Genomic DNA, 18,715 nt, shown 5'->3' on the forward strand with positions numbered 1-18,715 from the left:
AACGATTCCACAAGGAGGAACCCCATGGCGAAGACCAAGAGCACGACCAAGGCCAAGACCGGCAAGCAGAAGCTTGCTGCGGCGGCACCGTCGGCACCGAACATCGATATCGGGATCACCCAGGGCGACCGCAAGAAGATCGCCGACGGTCTGTCGCGGTTCCAGGCCGATGCGTTCACGCTCTACCTGAAGACGCACAACTTCCACTGGAACGTGACCGGGTCGATGTTCAACTCGCTGCACACCATGTTCGAGACGCAGTACACCGAGCAGTGGGCGGCACTGGACGACGTGGCCGAGCGCATCCGCGCGCTGGGCTTCAATGCCCCGGGCTCCTACCGGGAATTCGCTGCGCTGACCTCGATCGCCGAGGAACCGGGCCTGACCGACAGTGCGGACTGGCGTGAAATGGTACGCCAGTTGGTGGTCGCCAACGAAGCGGTCTGCCGTACGGCACGTGAAGTGCTGGAGGTGGCGGCCAAGGGGGATGACGCCCCGACCGAGGATCTGATGACCCAGCGGCTGCAGACACACGAGAAGTACGCCTGGATGCTGCGTTCCCTGCTCCAGTAAGGGTTGGGGGTGTTCGGCAGGGCTGCGCCCTGCACCCGCAGAGGCCTTGAATCAAAGGCCAGAGCCAGAGCAGAAGCTGGTTTCCTGAGGGTTGGCGGGGTGGATCCGGTGGCAGGGGACGCCGTAAACCCGTCCATGGGGGCTTGGCCGCGGCATCCATGCCGCGGACACCCCTGCCACCGGCCCCACCCCGCCTTCGACAGTTTTCCGCGATCTGCTGGAACGGCGTCCGCTCTGGTAGGTGTCGACCTTGGTCGACACGGATGAATTCATTCGATATCTGACAGAGGTGTCGACCAAGGTCGACACCCACCAACGGCCGCGGGAAACTGTCGAAGGTGGGGCGGTGTCGGATTGCGGGGTGTCAGCCGCATGGATGCGGCTGCCAAGCCTACGCGGACGTACTTGCGGCGTCCCCGCACTCCGACACCGCCCCACCAAACCACGAATCACCCCAGAGCCGGCTGTTGCCTTTGACGTTGCTCTGGCTTGTAGCAGGTGCAGGGCGCAGCCCTGCCGCCGCCTCCGGGAGGTAAACTAGCCGGATGGCTTCCCGTCCCGCGCACGACCTGCTCCAACGCGTCTTTGGTTACGACGATTTCCGTGGTCCGCAGCAGGACATCGTGGAGCATGTGGCTGCCGGTCATGATGCCCTGGTACTGATGCCCACCGGCGGTGGCAAGTCGCTGTGCTACCAGGTCCCGGCCCTGCTGCGTGACGGATGTGGCATCGTCATCTCGCCGCTGATCGCGCTGATGCAGGACCAGGTCGAAGCCCTGCGCCAGCTCGGCGTGCGTGCCGAGTACCTGAATTCAACCCTGGATGCCGAGACCGCCGGCCGCGTCGAGCGCGAACTGCTCGCGGGTGAGCTGGACATGCTCTATGTCGCTCCCGAGCGGCTGCTGACCGGCCGCTTCCTGTCGCTGTTGTCGCGCAGCCAGATCGCCCTGTTCGCCATCGACGAAGCCCACTGCGTGTCGCAGTGGGGCCACGACTTCCGCCCGGAATACCGCCAGCTGACCGTACTGCACGAGCGCTGGCCGCAGATCCCGCGGATCGCGCTCACCGCCACCGCCGACCCGCCGACCCAGCGCGAGATCGCCGAGCGCCTGGATCTGCAGGAAGCACGCCACTTCGTCAGCTCCTTCGACCGCCCCAACATCCGCTACACCGTGGTGCAGAAGGACAACGCGCGCAAGCAGCTGACCGATTTCCTGCGCGGCCACCGTGGCGAGGCCGGCATCGTCTACTGCATGTCGCGGCGCAAGGTCGAGGAGACCGCTGAATTCCTCTGCGGCCAGGGCTTCAACGCCCTGCCCTACCACGCCGGCCTGCCGCCGGAAGTGCGCGCGAACAACCAGCGCCGCTTCCTGCGCGAGGACGGCATCGTCATGTGCGCCACCATCGCCTTCGGCATGGGCATCGACAAGCCGGACGTGCGCTTCGTGGCGCATACCGACCTGCCCAAGTCGATGGAAGGCTACTACCAGGAAACCGGCCGCGCTGGTCGTGATGGTGAAGCTGCCGAGGCCTGGCTGTGCTACGGCCTGGGCGACGTGGTACTGCTCAAGCAGATGATCGAACAATCCGAGGCCGGCGAAGAACGCAAGCAGCTGGAGCGGGGCAAGCTCGATCACCTGCTGGGCTACTGCGAATCCATGCAGTGCCGCCGCCAGGTGCTGCTGGCCGGTTTCGGCGAGACCTATCCCCAGCCGTGCGGCAACTGCGACAACTGCCTGACGCCGCCGGCCTCGTGGGACGCGACCATTCCGGCGCAGAAGGCACTGAGCTGTGTCTACCGCACCGGCCAGCGCTTCGGCGTCGGCCACCTGATCGACGTCCTGCGTGGCAGCGAGAACGAGAAGGTGAAGCAGCAGGGCCACGACAAGCTCAGCACCTACGCCATCGGCCGCGATCTGGATGCGCGCACCTGGCGCAGCGTGTTCCGCCAGCTGGTCGCCGCCAGCCTGCTGGAAGTGGACAGCGAGGGCCACGGTGGCCTGCGCCTGACCGATGCCAGCCGTGACGTGCTGACCGGCCGCCGCCAGATCAGCATGCGCCGCGACCCGGCCAGCAGCACCAGCGGACGCGAGCGCAGCGCGCAGCGCACCGGGTTGTCGGTACTGCCGCAGGACCTGGCACTGTTCAACGCCCTGCGCGGCCTGCGTGCCGAACTGGCGCGCGAACAGAACGTGCCTGCCTTCGTGATCTTCCACGACAGCACCCTGCGCAACATCGCCGAGCAGCGCCCGACCAGCCTGGATGAACTGGCCCGGGTCGGCGGCATCGGCGGCACCAAGCTGAGCCGCTACGGCCCGCGCCTGGTCGAGATCGTGCGCGAAGAAGGCTGACGCCGCGCTCCCTGTAGCACCGAGCCCACGCTCGGCTGCCGTGGCCGCAGAAGTAGCCGAGCGCGGGTTCGGCTCTACATTGGTGCAGGTCCAACCTTGAACCGACCATTCAGCCGGAAGTGCATCCACGGCCGCTTGCGGCTAGATTAGCGCCATGTCCCTCGCCTCGACCCTGCTCCGTGTCGTGCTCATGCTCAGCCTGCTGCTCAACGGGCTGAACGCGGCCATGGCCAGCGGTCACGAGGAAATGGGCCGGATGACCCACGCGGCAGCCGCCCTTGAAGGCGGCAATGCCGACTGCCACCACCACGCCGCCATGCACGCCGACCAGGCCCCGCAGACCAAGGCCCCCGCCCACGACGCCCACTGCCAGATCAAGGACTGCGTGCGCAGCTGCGCCCAGCACCCGCTGCTGGTGGTGCAGGCGTTGCCGTTCATGGCCGGCCCGGCGTTGTCGCTGGCACCGCAGCCGATGCCGGCCACCGGCCGCCCGTCGCCGCCGCTGCCGCCGATCTCACGCCCGCCCATCGGCTGATTCCACACGCACTGTGCGCCCTGCGCACCGGAGCCGGCGGCCTGCCGGCGTCTTTCCGTGTCTGGAGTCTCCACCATGAATACCCGCAATCCCCCCGGTCCGGGCGCTGTGCCCATGCCGTCGCGCCGCCTGTTCGTGCAGGGCCTGGCCGCCGGTGGCGTGGTCGCCGGCATCGCCGCTGTCGGCGTGCCGCAGCGTGCGCTCGCCGCCGCCACTGCCGCCCCACGGCTGGCCGGTGCCCCCGCCGTGCTCAGCGATACCCGCATCGAACTGGCCATCGGCGAATCGCTGGCCAATTTCACCGGCCGCACCCGCCCGGCGATCACCGTCAACGGCTCGTTGCCGGCCCCGATCCTGCGCTGGCGCGAAGGCCAGACCGTGGACCTGTTCGTGCGCAACACGCTGGAACGCCACCCGACCTCCATCCACTGGCACGGCATCCTGCTGCCGGCCAACATGGACGGCGTGCCGGGCCTGAGCTTCAACGGCATCGGCCCCGGCGAGACCTACCACTACCACTTCCAGCTGAAGCAGTCGGGCACCTACTGGTACCACAGCCACTCGATGTTCCAGGAACAGGCCGGCCTGTACGGCGCGCTGATCATCGACCCGGCCGAACCGGCGCCGTACCACCACGACCGCGAGCACGTGATCATGCTGTCCGACTGGACCGACATGGACCCGGGCGCGCTGTTCCGGCGCATGAAGAAGCTGGCCGAGCACGACAACTACTACAAGCGCACCCTGCCCGACTTCCTGCGCGACGCGAAACGCGACGGTTGGTCCGCGGCGCTGTCCGACCGTGGCATGTGGGGCCGGATGCGGATGACGCCCACCGATATCTCCGATATCAACGCGCATACCTACACCTACCTGATGAACGGCACCGCCCCGGCCGGCAACTGGACCGGCCTGTTCCGCAGTGGCGAAAAGGTGCTGCTGCGCTTCATCAACGGCGGGTCGATGACCTACTTCGACGTGCGCATCCCCGGTTTGAAGATGACCGTGGTGGCCGCTGACGGCCAGTACATCCACCCGGTCAGCATCGACGAATTCCGCATCGCTCCCGCCGAAACCTACGACGTGCTGGTCGAACCCACCGGCCAGGATGCGTTCACCATTTTCTGCCAGGACATGGGTCGCACCGGCTACGCCGCCGGCACGCTGGCGGTACGCCACGGGCTGCAGGCACCGATTCCCGCGCGCGACCCACGCCCGTTGCTGACGATGAGCGACATGGGGCACGACATGGGGAGTGGTGGCCATGGTGGCCACGACATGGCCGCGATGAAGGGCACGGAAGGTAGCTGCGGCGCCAGCATGGGCCACGGTGCGCACGGTGGCGGTGCCGCCAGCAAGGTACCGAAGCATCCGGCCAGCGAGCGCAACAACCCGCTGGTGGACATGCAGAGTTCGGCCACCGAGCCGAAGCTGGACGACCCTGGCATCGGCCTGCGCGACAACGGCCGCCAGGTGCTGACCTACGGCGCGATGCGCAGCCTGTTCGAAGACCCGGATGGCCGCGAGCCGAGCCGCGAGATCGAGCTGCACCTGACCGGCCACATGGAGAAGTTCTCCTGGTCCTTCGATGGCGTCCCGTTCGCCAGCGCCGAGCCGCTGCGGCTGAACTACGGCGAGCGCATGCGCATCGTGCTGGTCAACGACACCATGATGCAGCACCCGATCCACCTGCACGGCGTGTGGAGCGATCTGGAAAACGCGCAAGGTGAGTTCCAGGTCCGCAAGCACACCATCGACATGCCGCCGGGCACCCGCCGCAGCTATCGCGTGCGCGCCGATGCACTCGGCCGCTGGGCCTACCACTGCCATCTGCTGTACCACATGGAAGCGGGCATGATGCGCGAAGTGAGGATCGAAGAATGAGCCGCTCACTGCTTTCCCCCAGCCTGCTGGCCCTGGGCCTCGCCGCCGCGTTGCCGGTGTTCGCGCAGTCGCACGCCGGCCATGACATGGGCGCGATGAACGCGCCTGCGAAGAGCGCGAAGGCCCCGGCCGAACCGGTCGATCATTCAAAGATGGATCATTCGGAGATGGACATGGGTGCGGCGGATCAGGCCGGCATGGACCACTCCACGATGGACCACTCGAAGATGGACCATGGCGCGATGCAGCCATCTGCGATGGACCATTCGCAGATGGACCACGGGGCGATGGGCCACGGCACGCCTGCACCCACCGAACCGCGCGAACCGATCCCGGTCCCGACCGATGCCGACCGCGCCGCCGCCTTCCCGCCGATCGCGCATGGCGCGATGGAACACGCGCCGGAGATCAACAGCCTGCTGCTGATCGACCGGCTTGAGCATTGGGATGGCAAGAGCAGCAACGGCCAGGCATGGGAAGCCACCGGCTGGGTCGGCGGCAACATCAACCGCCTGTGGCTGCGCACCGATGGCGAACGCAGCCGCGGCCGCACCGAATCGTCGTCACTGGAAGCACTGTATGGCCGCAGCGTGTCGCCGTGGTGGGACGTGCTGGTCGGCGTGCGCCAGGACTTCCGCCCGTCCGACTCGCGCACATGGGCGGCCATCGGCATCCAGGGTCTGGCGCCGTACAAGTTCGAAAGCTCGGCCACGCTGTACATGGGCTCCGGCGGCCAGGTGTTGGCCAAGGCCGAGGTCGAGTACGACGTGCTGTTGACCAACCGATTGATCCTGCAGCCGCTGCTGGAAGCTACCGTTGCGGCCAAGGACGAGCAGGAGTACGGCATCGGCCGTGGCCTGAACAAGGTAGAGGCCGGCCTGCGCCTGCGCTACGAGTTCAGCCGTCGCTTCGCGCCCTACATCGGCATCAGTCACGAACGCAGTTTTGGCGACACCGCCGACTATGCCGGTGACCACGCGCGCGACACGCGCTGGGTGGCCGGCGTGCGCATGTGGTTCTGAGCAGCGGATCGTGAGCAATGGCCAGCCCCGGCAGCCGCCGGGGCCGGCTACACTGCGCCACGTTCCAATGCAGGCACCGCCATGTCGTTGCAGATCCGCCGCGCCACCCTTGCTGATGTCGACGCGCTGTCGGAGATCGCCATCGCCACGTACAACGAAACCTGGGGCGATTCCTATCCGCCGCAGGAGCTGCACGATTTCCTGCAGGCGCACTACAGCAGCGAACCGCAGCGCATCGAACTGTCCGACCCACGCAGTGCCATCTGGCTGTTGCTGGACGGTGACGCCGTGGTCGGCTACCTGGCCGCGGGTGCCAACACCTTGCCGCACACGGATGCATGCGAAGGTGACATCGAACTGAAGCGGTTCTACATCCTGGCCGCACACCAGAACGGCGGACATGGTGCACGCATGATGGACGCGTTCATGGCGTGGCTGGACCAGCCGCAGCGCCGCACCCTGTGGGTAGGCGTATGGGAAGAGAATTTCGGCGCACAGCGCTTCTACGCGCGCTATGGCTGCAGCAAGGTTGGCGAGTACGACTTCATCGTGGGCGATACCCACGACCGCGAGTTCATCCTGCGTCGGCCGTGATCACGCGCCCCATGTAGAGTGAAGCTTGCTCGACTGTTAGCGCCAAACGTCGAGCATGGCTCGACGCTACAAACTAGAAATCGAACAACTCCGACAGGAAGCTGTCCTTCTTCTTTTTCTTGTAGCCGTGTCCCCGGTTGTCCTCGTAGCGCTGGCCGAGGTGGCGGGTATCACGGTGCGTCACCGGTGGCGGCGCGGACGCCGGCTGAGCCTGCACGGGCGCTGGCGGAGGTACTGCAGCACCGGCGCCCGCACGTTCGATGATCTTGTCCAGCTCGCCACGATCCAGCCACACACCGCGGCAACTCGGGCAGTAATCAATCTCGATGCCATGGCGCTCGGCCATCTGCAGCGTCTGGGTCTTGCACACGGGGCACAGCATCGGCATTGCTCCTGTCGGTCTGGTTTCGACTGTACCTGCACCGCGATGACTGTGCGGCAACGCATGACCGATGGCACAGGGACTTCCGGCGTGTGCCCACATGCGTACCGCGGGGCACACTGCGCCCTTGTTCCGCAGGGAATGCGTACATGACCGTGTTGTCCCGCCTGCCCACCACCGCACGCCTGTTGCTGGTGCTGCTGGGCGTCGGCCTTGGCCTGAACCTGCGGGATATCGCCGCGGCCATCGGCACACCCACTCCCGCACTGCCCATCCCCTATGGCGGCAGCCTGTTGGACAACGCGCTGGCGGTACTGGTGGCACTGCTGCTGGCCGCGCTGCTGCGGCCCCGTGACATGGGCCTGATGGCCAGCCTGGGGCTGCGCGGCAACGGCTGGAGCGGCCCCATGTGGGTGCTGCTGGCCAGCCTGCCGTGCTGGCTTGGCCTGGCGCTGCTCGGAACACCGAACAGGGCACTGACTGCACTGGATGCCGCCATGCTGGCGGTGCTGTTCCCGCTGGCCGAGGAAGTGCTCTTCCGCGGCCTGGGCTTCGTGCTGCTGGTGAAGATCGTGCGCGGCCCCTGGCCATGGCTTGCACTGCCGCAGGCGCTGCTGTTCGGCATGGCGCACTGGCTCGGCTTCGGTGGGTTCGACGGTGGCGGCATCGCGCTGTTCGTCGGCGCGGTGATCGCCGTGGGCGGCTTCATCTTCGCCTGGCTCGACCACCTTGATGGCAACACGCTCTGGTGCGGCCTGGTCCTGCATGTTTCGATGAACCTGGCCTGGAATGTGTTCAGCCTCGATGACGCCCTCGCATTGGGCTGGCAGGCCACCAGCCTGCGCATCGGCACCGCCCTGCTCGCGGTCACGGGGCTGGCCTGGCACGTGCGGCTCCGGCGCCAGAGAGGCCTGTAACGCCCGCTTAGCTTGCCGTGCACGTCGGGATCACTACCGGCTTACGCATACTTGCGCGCCTTTTCACCGTTGCTGTCCGGAGTTGTCGCGTCATGTTGCTGTCCAAGCGCCACGTTGAACCCCGCGTCCTGCTCATCGAGGACGCCGAGGAAACCCGCGAACTGAGCCGGCTGGCGCTGGAAAGCCAGGCCTGCCACGTAGTGGGCGTGAGCTCTGCCGAAGCGGCGCTGGGCCTGCTGGCCGCCGGTGAGCGTTTCGACCTGCTGTTCACCGACGTGAATCTGGGCGCGATCAGTGGCATTGAAGCCGCCAACCGGGTCCGCGGCCTGTATCCCCAGCTGCCGATCCTGGTGACGTCGGGCATGGACCAGCACCAGGTGCTGCCGCAGCTGCGCGACGGCATCCATTTCCTGCCCAAGCCGTACAACATGAGCGAGCTGCTCGACGCCATCCGGCTGTGCTTCCGGCACGCCGATGTGGGCGTATTGACCGGGCCGGATGCACAGGCGGCCTGAGGCATTCATCAACCGCTGCTGTACGGTCCGGTACCCGGGAACACCTTCAGCAGTGCGCGGGTGATCATGTCCGGGTAGACGGTGAAGTGATCCTCGTCATCGATCACCATGTTCTCCACTTTCAACGATCGCCCGCTGCTGCGCAGCTGCTCGGCGAATTCGGCGTTGTGGCGCAGCATGTCGTTGCGGGTGAAGTAACGCGGTTCGGGCTTGACCGTTTCAAAGCTGCCCACCGACAGCACCACCGTGGTCGGCTGCGCCGGCGCCTTGGCTTCGGCCTGCATGCGCGGCACCCGATGGTCGTCGAACCACAGCGACGGGCTGGACAGGATGTAGGTGCGGAACATGTCCGGGCGCGTGGTCAGCACATAGGCGCCGAACAGGCCACCATAGGAATGCCCCGCATAGGCACGCCGCGCCGGATCGGTGCGGTAGCGCGCGTCGATCATCGGCAGCACCTGCCCAGCGAGGAAATCGCGGTAGTGCGCCGCGCCGCCGTAGCTGACGTCATCGCTGTAATCACGCGGATCGGTACGCACCGGGTCGCTGGGCGTGTAATCGCGCGAGCGGCTCTGCTTGGAGGTCAGGCCTTCCTGCGGCGGTAGCCCGACCAGGATGAAATCCTCGATGTTGACGCCCTTCTGCCCGACCATGTTGCGCACGCTGCGCACCAGCGGGAAGCTGTACAGCGCATCGGTCACGTACAGCACCGGGTAGTGCTTTTCCGGATGCGCCGCGTAGTCGGCCGGCAGCGCCACCCAGACCGGATAATCGCGGCCGACCGGGTCGTGCACGCGCAGCGCTTCGGTGTCCGGCAGCACCACACCCGGCGTGGCAGTCGTCGCACTGTCCTTCGCTTCACTCTGCACTGCGGGCGGCGCCACCGACATCGCACAGCCACTCATGGCCAGGCAGGCCGCCACACTCCATCCACGCACACGCTGCATCCATACGCTCCCGTTGCGGGCGGCGCACCCGATGGCGCCGCTGCCGCATCGTTGCATGGTGTGCAGGCGGGTACCAGTGCGGTCAGGGCGAGGCCGGCGGCGGCGCCGGGAACAGCGTGCGCAGCGCCTGCAACGCGGCCGGATGATAGATGGTGGCGTGGGTTTCCTCCGGCAGCGGCAGGTACTTCACCAGCGCAGATGGCGATGACTGCTCCAGCAGCGTTGCAAGCTGTGCGGCAGAGGCTGCCAGCTCCGGCTGCCCACTGCTGGCCAGGAACACGCGCGGCCGTGTGCGCGTCACCGCCGGCAGCTGTCTGGCCGCCCCGGCCAGCATTGCACCACGGTTCCACCACAGGCTGGGGTCCAGCGCGATATAGCTGTTGAACAGCGTCGGCTCCTGCAGCAGCGTCTCGACCACGAACAGGCCGGCCAGCGACTCGCCGATCAGCGCGCGCTCGTCGGTGGTCGGGTAACGCTGGCGCACCTGCGGCATCAGTTCATCGCGCAGGAAGGTACGGTAGGCCGCCGAGCCGCCGATGCGCGGCGCGATCTTCTGGTCCTGCGGGTCCTTGCTGGGGCCGGTCATGTCGCGGCGGCGCTCGGTGTTCTCGATGCCAACCAGCAGGAACGGACGCATGCTGCCGTTGCCGCTGAGCACCTGCACCAGCCCGGCCACATGCAGGAAGTCCTCGCCGATGCCGCCGTCGGGCATGTAGAGCACCGGTAGCGGTGCCTTCGGGTCCAGCCCCCACGGCTGCGGGCGATAGACGTTGATACGACGGGTCTCGCCCAGCGCCTTCGACTCGATGGTGAAGGTCTCGCCGATGACCAGCGGCGTGGCGGCGGCGGGCGACGCGGATTCGGCGGCCATCAGCGGCGCGGCGGAGACGACGGACAACAACAGCGACAGCACGATCAGACGCATGGGACAGCCCATCCTGGGAAAGATGCCGAGCATAGACCGCCGGAGGCACTGTCGTTCGCGGCACTTTGCCGATCTGCCGGAACTGGAGCACCATGGAGCCGGTGATGGTCATGCAACGGGCACTTTGGCTCAAGGACTGGTCGCCGCCACGCTCATATCCACAAGGAGGTTCCCATGTTGAGTGTATTGATCGCCACCACCCTTGCCGCCGCCTCACCGCAGTCCAGCAGCACTCCGCCAGCATCCGCAGCGTATGCGGACTGCCTGCTCGCCCACCTCCAACCGGGATTGTCCGACCACGCGATCCCGCTGCTGCAGCAGGCCTGCGTCGCGAAGTATCCGGAGAGCTACGTCGCATATTCAGAACTGGAACGCCGGATCAGCGCGCAGCGCCGGGCTGACTTTGACGCGGCTCAAGCGGAAGCCGTGCGTTCCGCGAATGCGGCAGCGACGGCCGCACAGCAAGCTGCCGACGCGGCGGCCGCAAAAGCCAAGGGAATGCGGGCGAAGTAGAGGCCACGGACCAGGGCAACAAAAAAGGCACCGCATTACGGTGCCTTTCTGAATGACCTGGGTCATTGGATGCAATGGTGGGCCGTGAAGGATTCGAACCTTCGACCAAAAGATTAAAAGTCTTCTGCTCTACCGACTGAGCTAACGGCCCATTGCACTGCCCCAGCCTTTCGGCGGGGTGGGCATTCTACCCTACTTTACCGGGCCGGGTGAAACCCTGGTGCGTCGAGGTTGCCGGCCAGCGGCCGGCACTACCCGATCTGGTGAGCCCGCTTAAACCTTCTGGGCCTCACGCGCATCCCAGCTGTGATTCCTGCCCGGAGCCACGGATGCGCCTGCCCTTCTGCCTCATTGCCGCCCTGTTGCTGCCCTGTGCGGCACTGGCCGCCCCATCCCAGGTCGTCACCGACGACATCGGCCGCTTCTGGGCCACTTATGACGCTGTGCGCGCCGAGCCCGGCGTTGAACGCCAGGTCGCACTGGTGCAGGAGCGCTACATCGATCCAGGCAGCCCCGGCCTGCATGCGCTGAGGCAGGTCCGTAACTACACCGCCCGCGAATACGCCGAGGCCATGCGTGCGTGGCCGCGCTTCTGGACGTCGGTACGCCCATTGACCGCCAACGCGCAGCAGGCCAGCGCCACACTGGAACGGGACCTGGCCGCCTTCCGCACGCTCTACCCCGCCCTGCGCCCGGCCACCATCACCTATGCCGTGGGCGTGCTGCGTACTGGCGGGACCACGCTGGGTGACAAGGTACTGATCGGTGCGGAGATGGCGCTGGGCGATGAACGCGTGGACGTGAGCGAGCTACCGGAGCCGATGCGCAGCCGCCTGCGGATCTTCTACGACAGCCGTCCGGGGGCGAACAACGCGCAGAACAACCTGCACGAGTACGTGCATACCCAGCAGCGCGAGACTACCGGCAGCCTGGCGCAGTACGCGGTGCGCGAAGGCGTGGCGGAGTATGTGGCCGAACGGCTGAGTGGGCGTCGGCCGGCGCTTCCGCTGTACAGCTACGGGCCCGCGCACGAAGCGGAAATCCGCACGCGTTTCGTCGCTGAAATGGACGGCGGGGATCTGGACAACTGGCTGTACAACAGCGCCGGTAATCCGTTCGGGGTGAGTGATGTGGGGTACTACGCCGGCTACCGTATCGCGCAGGAGTACATGCGCCAGCAAGCCGACGAGAAAGCCGGTGTCGCGCGGATGATCGAGCTGGACTATGCCGATCCGAAGGCGGTGCGGGCGTTTATTGAAGCGTCGGGGTGGCTGCGGCAGCGGTAGCGCCGGGTTGTGTCCGGCGAAGAGCGTGCGAACCAACGGTTCGCACCCACCCGAGTCAGACCTCCCCGGCGGGTCAGGGAGTGCGAACCAAGGTTCGCACCCACCGTGGAGCAGTTCGCCCCCACCATCTGGGAATTCACACCCATCAGGGAAGCCGGCCAGCGGCCGGCACTACCAGGGGCGGTCAGGCGTACAGCGTCGGGTCGGGCACGCCGGCTTCGGCGAAGCCCTGCGCGCGCAGGCGGCAGGCGTCACAGTGGCCGCAGGCGGCGCCGTTGGCGTCGGCGTTGTAACAGGACACGGTCAGGCCGAAGTCCACGCCCAGGCGCACGCCTTCGCTGACGATCTGGCCCTTGCTGAGGAACTGCAGCGGCGCGTGTACCTTGATGCCCGCACCTTCCACGCCCGACTTGGTGGCCAGGTTGGCCAGCGCCTGGAACGCGGCCACGAACTCGGGGCGGCAGTCCGGATAGCCAGAATAATCCACGGCATTGACGCCGCAGAAGATGTCGTTGGCGCCGAGCACTTCGGCCCAGCCGAGGGCCAGCGACAGCATGATGGTGTTGCGCGCCGGTACGTAGGTGACCGGAATGCCGGCACCGCCGGCCTCGGGCACGTCGATGTCATCGGTGAGCGCCGAGCCACCGATGCTGCGCAGGTCCACGTCCACGGTCTTGTGCGCGACCACGCCCTGGGCCTTGGCCACGCGGGCGGCGGCATCCAGTTCGGAGGTATGGCGCTGGCCATAGCGCACGCTCAGGGCATGCACGGCAAAGCCCTGTTCCTGGGCCATGGCGATGACGGCGGCTGAATCCATGCCGCCGGAGAGAAGCACGACTGCCTTCTTCATGGGTAAAACATCCGGTTGGGAGGGGAAAGCCAGCACGCTGTCCCGCGCCGGAGCTACATCAGGGAACGCCGCGCGGGCTCATCGGCCCGGCTCGTCGTTCCACAGGATTTTATGCAACTGCATCTGGAAGCGCACCGGCAGGCGGTCTTCGACGATCCAGTCGGCCAGCTGCCGCGCGGTGATCTCGCCCTTGCTGGGCGAGAAGAACACGGTGCAGCGCTTCACCAGCTCGTGCTCGGCGACCAGGGCCTTGGCCCAGTCGTAGTCCTCGCGGCTGCAGATGACGAACTTGATCTGGTCGCGGGCGGTCAGCAGCGGCAGGTTTTCCCAGCGGTTGCGCGCCACTTCGGCCGACCCCGGGGTCTTGATGTCGACCACGCGCGATACACGCGGGTCCACCGCGCTGACGTCCAGCGCGCCGGAGGTTTCCAGCGAGACGTCCATGCCGGCGTCGCACAGCTTCTGCAGCAGCACCAGGCAGCGTTTCTGCGCCAGCGGCTCGCCGCCGGTCACGCAGACGTGGCGCACGCCCTGGGCCAGCACCTCGGCCACGATGTCGTCGATGTCCCTCCAGGTGCCGCCATGGAAGGCATAGGCCGTATCGCAGTACTGGCAGCGCAGCGGGCAGCCGGTCAGGCGCACGAACACGGTCGGCCAGCCGGCGGTATCGGCTTCGCCCTGCAGCGAGGTGAAGATCTCGGTGATCTTCAGGCGCGGCAGCGGCGACTGCACGATGTCGCTGGGGGTGGCGACGGCGTTGGACGGGGTAACGGCGGTCATGGCAAACAATTCTTCATGGGACGGGCGACCGATTTATCGGCGCCGGAAACGAAAGCAGCCGAGCATGGGCTCGGCTCTACAGGAGGCTGCCGGAAATCAGCCCGGCGCCAGGGTACGCATTGTACGCCCGGTCAGCGGATCAACGGATCTGCTTGCCGAGGCGGATGGACTGCAGCCGATCCTGGGCGGTGCGCGCGGCGTCCGAGCCCGGGTACTGCGCCACGACGCTCTCCAGCGTCTGCTGGGCCTGGTCGACCTTGCCCTCGCCATACTGCGAGAGGCCAACCTTGAGCAGGCCGCCAGCGGCCTTGTCGTGGGTCGGATAGCGCGCGAGCAGTTCACGGAACTGGGTCTCGGCCATCGGGAAATTGCGGGTGGCGTAGTAGCTCTCGCCCAACCAGTACAGCGCGTTCGGCGCGTAGACGCCGTTCGGGTACAGCTGCAGGAAGCTCAGGAACAGCTGCGCCGAATCATCGTACTTGCCGGCCTTCAGCGAATCGAAGGCGACGTTGTAGGAGGTGCGCTCGTCGCCAGTGGCGGCAAGGCTGCCGGCATCACCATGGACGGAAGGCGGCCGCTCGGAAGTGGCCGCCGCTGCGGGTTTTGCCGGGGCCGGTGCGGCCTTCGGCGCGCTCGCCGGAACGGGCGGCAGGGCCGGGGCGGCATTGCCCCCTTCCAACCGGTTCAGGCGGCTGTCCAGATCCAGGTACTGGTCCTGGGCGGACTGCTTGAGCTGGGCGTTGTCGTGCTGCAACTGCTCGATCGAGGCCTGCAGGCTGGTGACCTGCTGCCGCAGCTGGTTGATCTGGTTCAACAGGTCCTGGTTGGCACTGTTGTTGTACATCTGCTGCTCGAGCGCGCCGACACGGTCAGCCAGGCTCTGTCGCTGTGCATGCGCCGGTGCGGCAGCCACGAGGGCTGCCGCAACGACCAGCATCAGTTTGATGCCAATGCGCATGGATTACTGCGCGGTGTAGACGATTTCGACGCGACGGTTCTGCGACCAGCAGGACTCGTTCGACTCGGTGCAGACCGGACGCTCTTCACCGTAGGAAACGACGGTCAGCTGCGAAGCCGAGCCACCGTTGGCCTGCAGGGCCGAGTTGACGCCGTTGCCACGACGCTCACCCAGGGCCTGGTTGTACGCGCGCGAACCGCGCTCGTCGGTGTGGCCCTGCAGGGTGATGCGCGAGGACGGACGGTCACGCAGGTACTTGGCGTGGCACGCCATGATGGCCTGGAATTCCGGCTTCACGTCTTCCTTGTCCAGGTCGAAGTAGACAACGCGCTGGCGCAGGCAAGCGTCGGTATCCAGGTCGCCCGGGCCGTACAGGCCCGAGGTCGACGGACCGGTCGGGGTGGTGGTCGAGGTGCCGGTGTCGACCGGGGCTGCCGGCTCTTCCTTCACCTTCTTCGAGCAACCGGCCAGGACGGCCACAGACAGCAGGGAAACAAGCAGAACGCGGGTGGACTTGTTCATGGCGATACCTTTGTGGCTCCTAGGCCGATGAGGGGTTCAAGACAACGAAAATATTAACACTCTTTTAGCGCTGGGTACGGTATGGGGACCATGCCGGCTCGCGCACATCACCATCGGCCAGGACCAGGCGCTGGCGAACCCGCGCATCGGCCGAGACGGCATACAACACACCACGGCCACCTTCGCGGGCGGCGTACAACACCATGCTCGCGTTGGGCGCAAAGCTCGGCGATTCATCCAGCGAGCCCGGGGACAGCGTGCTCCAGCGCGGCGAACCCAGCGAGCTGTCCATCACCGCGATCTTGTAGCTGTTGCCCGAGCCCTGGGCGACGGCGATCTTCTTGCCGTCGTAGGACACCGAGGGCTTGGCGTTGTAGTTGCCCTGGAAGGTCACGCGCTCGGCGCTGCCGCCGCCCGCGCCGACCTTGTAGACCTGCGGACGGCCGCCGCGGTCGGAGGTGAAGTACACCGCGCTGCCGTCCGGCGCCCAGGTCGGCTCGGTATCGATGGCGAAGTGGTTGGTCAGCTGGGTCAGCTGCTTGCTGCCCAGGTCCATCACGTAGATTTCCGGGTTGCCCGAACGCGACAGGGTCAGGGCCAGCTTGCGGCCGTCCGGCGAGAACGCCGGGGCGCTGTTGATGCCGCGGAAGCTGGTGACGAGCTCACGCGCGCCGGTACCGATGTTCTGGATGTAGATGGCCGAATTGCCACGCTCGAAGCTGACGTAGGCCAGCTTGCTGCCATCCGGGCTCCACGACGGCGACAGCAGCGGCTCGGCCGAACGCACGATGGTCTGCGGATTGAAGCCATCGGAGTCGGCCACCATCAGCGCGTAGCGCATGGCGTCGCCCTTGCCGCTGGCGGTCACGTAGGCGATGCGGGTCCAGAAGGCGCCACGGATGCCGGTGATCTTCTCGTAGATGGCGTCGGCCATCTGGTGGGCGACGTCACGCATGGCGTTGCCACGGGCGGTCATCGCCAGGCCCAGCAGGCGCTCACCCTTGGGCACGTCGAACAGTTCGTACTCGACGCGGTAGGCACCGGCACCGGCGTCGAGCACGCGGCCGACCACGATGTAGTTCTGCTTCAGCGCGCGCCAGGTGGCGAACTGGATGTCGCCGCCGCGCACCGGCTTCTCGACGATCTGCGCTTCGGGCAGCGTACGGAACTGGCCCGAACGCTCCAGGTCGGCACGGACCACGCCGGCGACGTCGGTCTGCGGTGCAGCCGACGACCCCTGGTAAGGCATCGGCACGATGGTGATCGGCAGCGCGGAAGCATTCCCGCCGATGATGTCGATATCCAGCCCCTTCTGCTGCGCGACGGCAGCAAAGGGCAGCAACAGGGCCGCAAACACGGCAAGCCAGCGAGGCATCTTTTTCATGGAGCGCTCAATAGGGGGAAACCGGAACGAGGGATAACAAAGCGGCAGTGAACCGCTTCGCAATCATGAACCAAGGGTACGTGAATTCCGGGTCAGTTCCAGCCCGTCCTCTCACGCACCGTTAACGTCGTGGCTAACATCGCGCCCGTCTGCCCCGTCACGCCGCCCTGCGGGGCGGTGTTCGACAGCAGCCCACAGCCTGCCCGGTCGAGACCTGGCCTGCCAGAGGCAAGCGCGACATCCGTGGACGCGGGCAGCGGAGAGCCACCCTGCCCTGCCCGCCTCAGCGATCCTGGGCGGTGAAGGTGAAGTTGAGCGTGCGTGCGAACACCGACTCGAAGCCGCGGTACGGCAGCGGCTGCGCGTTGAGCACGGCGGCCTCGATCGAGCGCTTGCCGGCCTCGTCGTACGGGCAGTTCGGGCTGACCTTGGCCTGCATCACCGTGCCACCCGGAATCTGGGTGATGGTGATCTGGCAGCGCTGGCCCAACGGCACCGTATCCGGGCGCACCCACTGCGACAGCACCTTGGCCTGGATGGCGGCTGCGTACTTGGCCGAAAGGTCGTCGCTGTTGCCACCGCCACCGGCGGCCGGCTGCGAGGCACCACTGGAACCGGCAGCGGCACTGCCGGCGGCATTGCGCGCGGCGGCCACCTGGCGCAGCTTCTGCTCGGCCAGCTTGGCTTCCTTCTCGGCCTGCTCGCGGCGGGCACGGATCTCGGCGATCTTCTTCTGCTTCTCGGCCTCGGCCTTGTCAGCGGCCACGCGCTCCTGCTCGGCCTGCTTCTTCTTCTCGTCCGCTTCCTGCTGCTTGGCCAGGCGCAGCTTCTGCTCGGCTTCTTCCTGGCGCTTGCGTTCGGTCAGGTCGATCTGTTCCTGGCGGCGCTTGGCTTCCTGTTCCTGCTTGGCCTTCTCCTGGGAGATGGCCAGCGCACTCACCGCTTCCTGATCCTTGGTATCCGGCTGCGCGACACGCTCCTGCGCCTGTTGCTGCTGCGGCGTGGGGGCGTCCTGCGGGCGCGGTTCCGGGATCGGCTGCGGCGGCGGAATGGTGTCTTCCGGCACCGGGATGGGCTCGGCCACCGGCGGCGGCAGGTCTTCCAGCTTTTCCGACTGGCGCAGGGCCTGGCGCGCAGCGGAGGCCTCCGACGCAGACAGCGCCAGGCTGGCCTCGACCGACGGATCGCCGGCGGCGGCGTCGGTGTTGCGCTCGGGCGACCAGAACCAGGCCACGATGAAGACCAGCGCGACCAGCAGGTGCACCAGCAACGCCAATGCCAGGGGCAGGCCCCAGCCGGGTTCGCGCTGATGCGGGGGTGGCAGGGCGTCAGCGTGCATCGGTGGCCAGGCCTACCTTGTCTACCTTGGCGCGCTTGATCACATCCATCGCGGCGATGACCTTTTCATAGGCCACGGCACGGTCGGCGGCGACGATCACGCGCACGCCCTTGTCCTGGGCGGCGATGCCGGCCAGCCGGCCTTCCAGTTCCTCGGCCGACACGGCGGTCGGTTCCTTGGCATCGGGCAGCTTCAGGCTGAGCTGGCCGTCCTGGCGCACCGAGACGATCACCGGGTCCTGCTTGCTCTCCAGCGCCTTGGCGTTGGACTGCGGCAGGTCGACGTCGAAGCTCAGGGTGAGCAGCGGCGCGGTGACCATGAAGATGATCAGCAGCACCAGCATGACGTCGATGTAGGGAACGACGTTGATTTCCGATTTCAGCTTGCGGCGCTTGCGGCGACCGATGGCAGCGGACATGGCTTGGACTCCCGGGTCAG

20 protein-coding genes and 1 tRNA gene are annotated in these 18,715 nt (G+C 66.8%); 10 read left to right on the forward strand and 11 right to left on the reverse strand.

The features are described from left to right. Positions 1-24: 24 nt before the first annotated feature. The 6 genes from Q9Q79_RS15725 (at position 25) to Q9Q79_RS15750 (ending at position 6,959) form a co-directional block, all read left to right on the forward strand. Entirely contained in the window at positions 25-573 is a 549-nt protein-coding gene (locus tag Q9Q79_RS15725) for a Dps family protein (RefSeq protein WP_005410730.1), read from the forward strand. A gap of 545 nt (positions 574-1,118) precedes the next feature. Beyond that, complete coding sequence (gene recQ / locus Q9Q79_RS15730) at positions 1,119-2,924, forward strand: DNA helicase RecQ (protein WP_005410733.1); 1,806 nt, start codon at positions 1,119-1,121, stop codon at positions 2,922-2,924. 154 nt (positions 2,925-3,078) lie between these two features. Further along, entirely contained in the window at positions 3,079-3,459 is a 381-nt protein-coding gene (locus Q9Q79_RS15735) for a CopL family metal-binding regulatory protein (protein ID WP_201862566.1), read from the forward strand. A 75-nt stretch (positions 3,460-3,534) separates the two neighbouring features. Then, positions 3,535-5,343, forward strand: a complete 1,809-nt coding sequence (locus Q9Q79_RS15740; RefSeq protein WP_062605821.1) for a copper resistance system multicopper oxidase — start codon at positions 3,535-3,537, stop codon at positions 5,341-5,343. After that, complete coding sequence (locus Q9Q79_RS15745; RefSeq protein ID WP_062605819.1) at positions 5,340-6,365, forward strand: copper resistance protein B; 1,026 nt, start codon at positions 5,340-5,342, stop codon at positions 6,363-6,365. The genes Q9Q79_RS15740 and Q9Q79_RS15745 overlap by 4 nt, the downstream gene beginning before the upstream one ends. An 81-nt stretch (positions 6,366-6,446) precedes the next feature. After that, entirely contained in the window at positions 6,447-6,959 is a 513-nt protein-coding gene (locus Q9Q79_RS15750; protein WP_049459228.1) for a GNAT family N-acetyltransferase, read from the forward strand. 73 nt (positions 6,960-7,032) lie between these two features. Here Q9Q79_RS15750 and Q9Q79_RS15755 read toward each other — a convergent pair whose 3' ends face one another. Then, on the reverse strand, positions 7,033-7,341 hold the full coding sequence (locus tag Q9Q79_RS15755) for a zf-TFIIB domain-containing protein (RefSeq protein ID WP_044570743.1): 309 nt from the start codon (positions 7,339-7,341) through the stop codon (positions 7,033-7,035). Between the two features lie 149 nt (positions 7,342-7,490). On the opposite strand from Q9Q79_RS15755, the gene Q9Q79_RS15760 reads away from it, so the two are divergent. Together Q9Q79_RS15760 and Q9Q79_RS15765 are read left to right on the forward strand one after the other, a co-directional pair. Continuing rightward, a complete protein-coding gene (locus tag Q9Q79_RS15760) occupies positions 7,491-8,258 on the forward strand; it encodes a CPBP family intramembrane glutamic endopeptidase (protein WP_062605817.1) in 768 nt (255 codons plus the stop codon). A gap of 92 nt (positions 8,259-8,350) precedes the next feature. Further along, positions 8,351-8,773: a response regulator gene (locus Q9Q79_RS15765; RefSeq protein WP_005414268.1), complete on the forward strand. Its 423-nt coding sequence runs from the start codon at positions 8,351-8,353 to the stop codon at positions 8,771-8,773. A gap of 8 nt (positions 8,774-8,781) precedes the next feature. Here the strand turns inward: Q9Q79_RS15765 and Q9Q79_RS15770 are convergent, their stop codons facing one another. Continuing rightward, positions 8,782-9,720 carry an alpha/beta hydrolase-fold protein gene (locus tag Q9Q79_RS15770; protein WP_201862564.1) on the reverse strand — a complete coding sequence of 313 codons (939 nt, stop codon included), beginning with the start codon at positions 9,718-9,720 and terminating at the stop codon, positions 8,782-8,784. 82 nt (positions 9,721-9,802) lie between these two features. Further along, on the reverse strand, positions 9,803-10,645 hold the full coding sequence (locus Q9Q79_RS15775; RefSeq protein WP_201862563.1) for an alpha/beta hydrolase-fold protein: 843 nt from the start codon (positions 10,643-10,645) through the stop codon (positions 9,803-9,805). 174 nt (positions 10,646-10,819) lie between these two features. Here Q9Q79_RS15775 and Q9Q79_RS15780 point away from each other — a divergent pair, with 174 nt between their 5' ends. Beyond that, positions 10,820-11,158, forward strand: coding sequence for a hypothetical protein (locus Q9Q79_RS15780; RefSeq protein WP_005410743.1), 339 nt, complete (start codon positions 10,820-10,822; stop codon positions 11,156-11,158). A gap of 75 nt (positions 11,159-11,233) precedes the next feature. On the opposite strand, the gene Q9Q79_RS15785 is transcribed toward Q9Q79_RS15780, so the two are convergent. Beyond that, positions 11,234-11,309: transfer RNA gene (locus Q9Q79_RS15785), tRNA-Lys, on the reverse strand. 178 nt (positions 11,310-11,487) lie between these two features. Between Q9Q79_RS15785 and Q9Q79_RS15790 the strand changes: the two genes are divergently transcribed. Next, positions 11,488-12,444, forward strand: coding sequence for a DUF2268 domain-containing putative Zn-dependent protease (locus Q9Q79_RS15790; protein WP_201862562.1), 957 nt, complete (start codon positions 11,488-11,490; stop codon positions 12,442-12,444). A 184-nt stretch (positions 12,445-12,628) separates the two neighbouring features. Here Q9Q79_RS15790 and queC read toward each other — a convergent pair whose 3' ends face one another. The 7 genes from queC to tolR form a co-directional block, all read right to left on the reverse strand. After that, positions 12,629-13,294: a 7-cyano-7-deazaguanine synthase QueC gene (queC, locus tag Q9Q79_RS15795; protein WP_005410745.1), complete on the reverse strand. Its 666-nt coding sequence runs from the start codon at positions 13,292-13,294 to the stop codon at positions 12,629-12,631. A 78-nt stretch (positions 13,295-13,372) separates the two neighbouring features. Continuing rightward, entirely contained in the window at positions 13,373-14,074 is a 702-nt protein-coding gene (gene queE / locus Q9Q79_RS15800) for a 7-carboxy-7-deazaguanine synthase QueE (RefSeq protein WP_201862561.1), read from the reverse strand. Positions 14,075-14,213: 139 nt separating this feature from the next. Continuing rightward, positions 14,214-15,032 carry a tol-pal system protein YbgF gene (ybgF, locus tag Q9Q79_RS15805; protein ID WP_005414274.1) on the reverse strand — a complete coding sequence of 273 codons (819 nt, stop codon included), beginning with the start codon at positions 15,030-15,032 and terminating at the stop codon, positions 14,214-14,216. A gap of 3 nt (positions 15,033-15,035) precedes the next feature. Further along, a complete protein-coding gene (pal, locus tag Q9Q79_RS15810; RefSeq protein ID WP_005410748.1) occupies positions 15,036-15,554 on the reverse strand; it encodes a peptidoglycan-associated lipoprotein Pal in 519 nt (172 codons plus the stop codon). A 64-nt stretch (positions 15,555-15,618) separates the two neighbouring features. After that, entirely contained in the window at positions 15,619-16,938 is a 1,320-nt protein-coding gene (gene tolB, locus Q9Q79_RS15815; RefSeq protein ID WP_062605809.1) for a Tol-Pal system beta propeller repeat protein TolB, read from the reverse strand. A 283-nt stretch (positions 16,939-17,221) separates the two neighbouring features. Further along, positions 17,222-18,277, reverse strand: coding sequence for a cell envelope integrity protein TolA (gene tolA / locus Q9Q79_RS15820; RefSeq protein WP_005410750.1), 1,056 nt, complete (start codon positions 18,275-18,277; stop codon positions 17,222-17,224). Next, the gene (gene tolR / locus Q9Q79_RS15825; RefSeq protein WP_005410751.1) at positions 18,267-18,695 is read right to left on the reverse strand and encodes a protein TolR; all 429 of its coding nucleotides are present in this window, start codon (positions 18,693-18,695) and stop codon (positions 18,267-18,269) included. Before tolR ends, tolA begins: the two co-directional genes overlap by 11 nt. Positions 18,696-18,715 lie beyond the last annotated feature (20 nt).

The organism is Stenotrophomonas sp. a6 (genome assembly GCF_030913325.1).
In the GTDB taxonomy this organism is placed as follows: domain Bacteria; phylum Pseudomonadota; class Gammaproteobacteria; order Xanthomonadales; family Xanthomonadaceae; genus Stenotrophomonas; species Stenotrophomonas maltophilia.

Bases quoted from the DNA above. Each gene is read 5' to 3' on its own strand.
- Q9Q79_RS15725 (WP_005410730.1), top strand. From the start codon at position 25: ATGGCGAAGACCAAGAGCACGACCAAGGCCAAGACCGGCAAGCAGAAG.
- recQ (WP_005410733.1), top strand. From the start codon at position 1,119: ATGGCTTCCCGTCCCGCGCACGACCTGCTCCAACGCGTCTTTGGTTAC.
- Q9Q79_RS15735 (WP_201862566.1), top strand. From the start codon at position 3,079: ATGTCCCTCGCCTCGACCCTGCTCCGTGTCGTGCTCATGCTCAGCCTG.
- Q9Q79_RS15740 (WP_062605821.1), top strand. From the start codon at position 3,535: ATGAATACCCGCAATCCCCCCGGTCCGGGCGCTGTGCCCATGCCGTCG.
- Q9Q79_RS15745 (WP_062605819.1), top strand. From the start codon at position 5,340: ATGAGCCGCTCACTGCTTTCCCCCAGCCTGCTGGCCCTGGGCCTCGCC.
- Q9Q79_RS15750 (WP_049459228.1), top strand. From the start codon at position 6,447: ATGTCGTTGCAGATCCGCCGCGCCACCCTTGCTGATGTCGACGCGCTG.
- Q9Q79_RS15755 (WP_044570743.1), bottom strand. From the start codon at position 7,341: ATGCTGTGCCCCGTGTGCAAGACCCAGACGCTGCAGATGGCCGAGCGC.
- Q9Q79_RS15760 (WP_062605817.1), top strand. From the start codon at position 7,491: ATGACCGTGTTGTCCCGCCTGCCCACCACCGCACGCCTGTTGCTGGTG.
- Q9Q79_RS15765 (WP_005414268.1), top strand. From the start codon at position 8,351: ATGTTGCTGTCCAAGCGCCACGTTGAACCCCGCGTCCTGCTCATCGAG.
- Q9Q79_RS15770 (WP_201862564.1), bottom strand. From the start codon at position 9,720: ATGCAGCGTGTGCGTGGATGGAGTGTGGCGGCCTGCCTGGCCATGAGT.
- Q9Q79_RS15775 (WP_201862563.1), bottom strand. From the start codon at position 10,645: ATGCGTCTGATCGTGCTGTCGCTGTTGTTGTCCGTCGTCTCCGCCGCG.
- Q9Q79_RS15780 (WP_005410743.1), top strand. From the start codon at position 10,820: ATGTTGAGTGTATTGATCGCCACCACCCTTGCCGCCGCCTCACCGCAG.
- Q9Q79_RS15790 (WP_201862562.1), top strand. From the start codon at position 11,488: ATGCGCCTGCCCTTCTGCCTCATTGCCGCCCTGTTGCTGCCCTGTGCG.
- queC (WP_005410745.1), bottom strand. From the start codon at position 13,294: ATGAAGAAGGCAGTCGTGCTTCTCTCCGGCGGCATGGATTCAGCCGCC.
- queE (WP_201862561.1), bottom strand. From the start codon at position 14,074: ATGACCGCCGTTACCCCGTCCAACGCCGTCGCCACCCCCAGCGACATC.
- ybgF (WP_005414274.1), bottom strand. From the start codon at position 15,032: ATGCGCATTGGCATCAAACTGATGCTGGTCGTTGCGGCAGCCCTCGTG.
- pal (WP_005410748.1), bottom strand. From the start codon at position 15,554: ATGAACAAGTCCACCCGCGTTCTGCTTGTTTCCCTGCTGTCTGTGGCC.
- tolB (WP_062605809.1), bottom strand. From the start codon at position 16,938: ATGAAAAAGATGCCTCGCTGGCTTGCCGTGTTTGCGGCCCTGTTGCTG.
- tolA (WP_005410750.1), bottom strand. From the start codon at position 18,277: ATGCACGCTGACGCCCTGCCACCCCCGCATCAGCGCGAACCCGGCTGG.
- tolR (WP_005410751.1), bottom strand. From the start codon at position 18,695: ATGTCCGCTGCCATCGGTCGCCGCAAGCGCCGCAAGCTGAAATCGGAA.